This window comes from Kitasatospora sp. NPDC058170 (assembly GCF_042883905.1).
Lineage (GTDB): Bacteria > Actinomycetota > Actinomycetes > Streptomycetales > Streptomycetaceae > Kitasatospora.
Map to the genome: position 1 here is coordinate 1 of NZ_JBHVUV010000078.1, position 4,941 is coordinate 4,941.

Sequence of the window (4,941 nt, forward strand, 5' to 3'; positions counted from 1 at the left end):
CGGTGAGTGCGGTGGTGGAGGCGGGGGTGTGGTCGGTGTCGAGGAGGAGGAAGCGGCCGGGGTGTTCGGACTGCGCCGTCCGCACCAGGCCCCAGACCACCGACTGGGCCAGCCCGCTCACCGGTTCGTCCGCCTCGACGGCCGTCGCGTGCCCGGTCACCAGGACCAGCCGGGAGCCGTCGAAGCGCTCGTCGGCCAGCCAGCCGCGCAGCTCGCCGAGCACCTCGTAGGCCGAGGGCTGCTCCGCGACCTCCGCCAGCACGAAGCTCGGCGGCTGGGCGCCGGCCTCGACCAGGCGGACGGCCTCGTCGTACGGCACCGGTCGTTCGGAGCCGCTGCCCGCCGTGACCGGTACCGGCACCCACGCGACCCGGTACAGGTTGCGGGTGGTGCGGCGGCCGGCGGTGAGCCGGGCCGGGTCGGTCTCCCGGACGGCCAGCGCCCCGGCGGAGAGCACGGGTGCGCCGGCGGTGTCCGTCAGCAGCAGCGCGGTGCGGTCCGAAGCGCCGCCCGCCGGGGTCAGCTCGACCCGGAGCGCCCGGGCGCCGGTGGCGTGCAGTCGGACGTCGTGCCAGGAGAACGGCACGGGCAGCCCGCCGGACGCGCCCGGTCCGGCGAGGGCCAGCGGGTGCAGCGCCGCGTCGAGCAGGGCGGGGTGGACGGTGAACGGCGAGTCCGGTGCCCCGGCGGGTAGTTCGACCTCGGCCCACCAGACGGCGTCGCGCCTCCAGGCGGCCCGCAGGCCCTGGAACAGCGGACCGTAGGTGTACCCGTGGTCGGCCAGCTGCCGGTAGGCGTCGGCGAGTTCCACGGGCTCCGCGTCGGCGGGCGGCCAGTCGGCCGGGCCACCGCTCGCGGGCACCGGGGTGTCCGGGGAACCGGGGGCGTCGGCGGCCAGCAGGCCGGTGGCGTGGGCGGTCCACGGCTGCTCGGTGCCGTCCTCCCGGGCGTGCACGGCGACGGTCCGCCGGCCCTCCTGGTCGGCGGCCCCCACGGTGACCTGGAGCTGGACGGCGCCCTCCTCGGCGAGGAGCAGAGGCGCCTGGAGCGTCAGCTCCTCGACGGTCGGGCTGCCGGCCCTGGCGCCCGCGTGGAGGGCGAGTTCGAGCAGGGCCGTGCCCGGCAGGAGCACCGTCCCGAGGACGGCGTGCTCGGCCAGCCACGGGTGGGTCGCCAGGGAGAGGCGGCCGGTGTGGACGGTGCCGGAGCCGTCGGCGAGTTCGACGGCGGCGCCGAGCAGCGGGTGGTCGGTGGCGCCGAGGCCGGCCCGGCCGAGGTCCCCGCCGAGGGGTGCGGCCGGGGCGTCCAGCCAGTACCGCTCGCGCTGGAACGGGTAGGTGGGCAGCTCGGGCCGTGTGCCGACGGGTCGGTCGGACCCGTCCGGGAGGTCCGTGCCGTTGGGGAGGTCAGGGTCGTTCGGGCCGTTCGGGCCGTCAGGTCCGGTACCGAAGTACGCGGGCCAGTCGACCGCGCCGCCGGCCGTGTGCAGCGCGGCGAGCGCCTGCGGGACGGCCACCGGCTCCGGCCGGTCGCGGCGCAGGACGGGGAGCAGGACGGCGTCCGGCAGGGTGTCGGCGGCCATGGTGGCGAGCACCGCGTCCGGACCGAGCTCCAGGTAGGCGCCGATGCCGTCCCCGTGCAGGGTGCGCAGGCCGTCGGCGAAGCGGACGGCCTCGCGGACGTGCCGCACCCAGTACTCGGTCGAGGCCAACTCCTCGGCGGTGGCGAGCCGTCCGGTGAGGTCGGAGACGACCGGGATCCGCGGCGGGTGGAACTCCAGCCCCGCCACCAGCTCCCGGAACTCCGCCAGCATCGGCTCCATCAGCGGGGAGTGGAAGGCGTGACTGACCGTCAGCTGCTTCGTGCGGGCGCCGAGTTCGGCGGCCCGGGCGGCCACCGCGAGCACGGCGGACTCCTCGCCGGAGACGACCGTCGCCCGGGGGCCGTTGACGGCGGCGATGTCGACCGCTCCGCCGACCGCGGCCAGGAGTTCGGCGGTCGCCTGCTCGTCCAGCGAGAGCGCCGCCATGGCGCCGCCCGCCGGCAGGGCCTGCATCAGCCGGCCCCGCGCGGCGACCAGGGCCGCCGCGTCCGCCAGGGAGAGCACGCCGGCCGCGTGGGCGGCGGCGATCGAGCCGATCGAGTGGCCGAGCAGGGCGTCCGCCCGGACGCCCCAGTGCTCCAGCAGCCGGAACAGCGCCGTCTCCAGGGCGAACAGGGCGGGCTGGGTGTAGCGGGTCTCGTCCAGCAGCGCGGCCTCGGGCGTACCGGGCTCCGCGAAGACGATGTCGCGCAGCGGGCGGTCCAGATGCCGGTCCAGCGCGGCCAGCGCGGCGTCGAAGGCTGCGGCGAACCGCGGCTGTGCGGCGTGGAGTTCGCGACCGGCGCCGACGCGCTGGCTGCCCTGGCCGGTGAACAGGAAGGCCGTCCGCAGGGCGGCGGGCACGGGGGTGTCGCCGGTCGGTGCGGCGAGGGAGCGAAGGGCCTCCTCGGCCGTCGCGGCGACGAAGCCGGTCCGGTACTCCTGGGCGGCCGGGCCGGTGGCCAGCGCCCGGGCCACCGCGCCGAGCGGGACGTCCGGGTGCTCCGCGAGGTGGCGGGCGAGCCGGTCGGCGCGGGCGCGCAGGGCCTGCGGCGTGCGTCCGGAGAGCAGCCAGGGCTGCGGGCCGGCCGGCGCTGGGGGCGCGTCGTCCGCGGGTGCCTGCTCCAGGATGACGTGCGCGTTGGTGCCGCTGATGCCGAAGGAGGAGACGGCGGCCCGGCGCGGCCGGTCGGCCTCGGGCCAGGCGGTCGGCTCGGCGAGCAGGGCGACGGCGCCCGCCGACCAGTCGACGTGCGGGGTCGGTTCGTCGATGTGCAGGCTCTTCGGCAGCACGCCGTGCCGCATCGCCAGCACCGTCTTGATCACGCCCGCCACGCCGGCGGCGGCCTGGGTGTGGCCGATGTTGGACTTCAACGAGCCCAGCAGCAGGGGTCGTTCGGTCGGCCGGCGCTGCCCGTAGACGGCGATCAGGGCCTGCGCCTCGATCGGGTCGCCGAGCCGGGTGCCGGTGCCGTGCGCCTCCACGGCGTCCACGTCCGCCGGGGCGAGGCCGGCGCCGGCCAGGGCCTGCCGGATGACCCGCTGCTGCGCGGGCCCGTTCGGGGCGGTGAGGCCGTTGCTGGCGCCGTCCTGGTTGATCGCGGAGCCGCGCAGCAGGGCGAGCACCGGGTGCCCGTTGCGGCGGGCGTCGGAGAGCCGCTCGACCAGGAGGAGGCCGGCGCCCTCGGCCCAGCCGGTGCCGTCGGCGGCGGCCGCGAAGGGCTTGCAGCGGCCGTCGGCGGACAGGCCGCGCTGGCGGCTGAACTCGACGAAGGTCGCCGGGCTGGCCATCACGGTGACGCCGCCGGCCAGCGCGAGGTCGCACTCGCCCTGGCGCAGGGACTGGGCCGCCAGGTGCAGGGCGACCAGCGAGGAGGAGCAGGCGGTGTCGACGGTGACGGCCGGCCCCTCCAGGCCGAAGGTGTACGAGACCCGGCCGGAGGCCACGCTGCCCGCGCTGCCGCTGACCAGGTACCCCTCGAAGCCCTCCGGCGCGGTGGGCGCCTGGTGCAGCCGGGCGCCGTAGTCGTTGTACATGACGCCGGTGAAGACGCCGGTGCGCGAGCCGCGCAGCACGGCCGGGTCGAGGCCGGCGCGCTCGAAGGCCTCCCAGGCGGTTTCGAGCAGCAGTCGCTGCTGCGGGTCGGTGGTGAGGGCCTCGCGCGGGCTGATGCCGAAGAACTCAGGGTCGAACTCCGCGGCGTCGTACAGGAATCCGCCCTGGCGGGTGTACGAGGTGCCGGGGCGCCCGGCGTCCGGGTCGTAGAGCGCGTCGAGGTCCCAGCCTCGGTCGGTGGGGAAGGCGGACACGGCGTCCCGGCCCTCGGCCACCAGCTGCCACAGCTCCTCGGGGGTGGTGACACCGCCCGGGTAGCGGCAGGCCATGGCCACGATCGCGATCGGGTCGTCCTCGGTGCCGGTCGTCCGTGCCGCGGGCTCCTCGGCGGCCGGGAGCGGCCGGTCGCCGAGGAGTTCGGTGCGGAGCAGGTCGGTGAGCGCGGCCGGGGTGGGGTGGTCGAAGACCAGGGTGGTGGGCAGCCGCAGACCGGTGACCGCGCCGAGGCGGTTGCGCAGGTCGACGGCGGTGAGCGAGTCGAAGCCCAGGTCGGTGAAGGCGCGCCCCTCGTGGACGGTGCCGGGGTCGCCGTGGCCCAGCACGGTGGCCGTGGTGGTGCGGACCAGGTCCAGCAGCAGCCGGTCCGCGTCGGCGGCCGGGAGTCCGGCGAGCCGCTGGGCGAGGGAGTCCGCCTCGGGGGCGGGGGCCGCCGCCACCGCGCGGCGGCGGGCCGGCCGGACCAGGGAGCGCAGCGGTGCGGGCACCTCGGCGCCGGGGGCGGCGAGCGCGCCGGTGGTGAAGCGGGCCGGGACGAGCAGCGGGCGGTCGGAGGCGAGCGCCTCGTCGAACAGTCGCAGGGCCTGCTCGGTCGGCAGCGGTGCGATGCCCGTGCGGGCGAGCCGGGCCAGGTCGGCCGCGCTGAGTGCGGCGCCCATGCCGTCCGACTCCCACAGGCCCCAGGCGAGGGAGGTGGCGGGCAGGCCGAGGGCGTGCCGGTGGGCGGCCAGGGTGTCGAGGTAGGCGTTGGCGGCGGCGTAGTTGGCCTGTCCGGCGGTGCCGGTCGTGCCGGTGACGGAGGAGAACAGGACGAAGGCGTCCAGGTCGAGCTCGCGGGTGAGCTCGTGCAGGTGCCGGGCGGCGTCGACCTTGGGGCGCAGGACGGTGTCCAGCCGTTCGGGGGTGAGGTCGGCGAGCAGGCCGTCGTCGAGGACGCCTGCGGCGTGGATGACGGCGGTGAGGGGGTGGGTGGTGGGGATGGTGGTGAGGAGGTGGGTGAGGGCTTGGGGGTCGGTGGTGTCGCAGG

Annotated in this window: 1 protein-coding gene; it reads right to left on the reverse strand. The window is 77.1% G+C overall.

The window, feature by feature from the left end:
• A partial coding sequence (locus ACFVVX_RS37815; RefSeq protein WP_387952700.1) for a beta-ketoacyl synthase N-terminal-like domain-containing protein occupies positions 1 to 4,941 on the reverse strand: 4,941 nt, incomplete at both ends.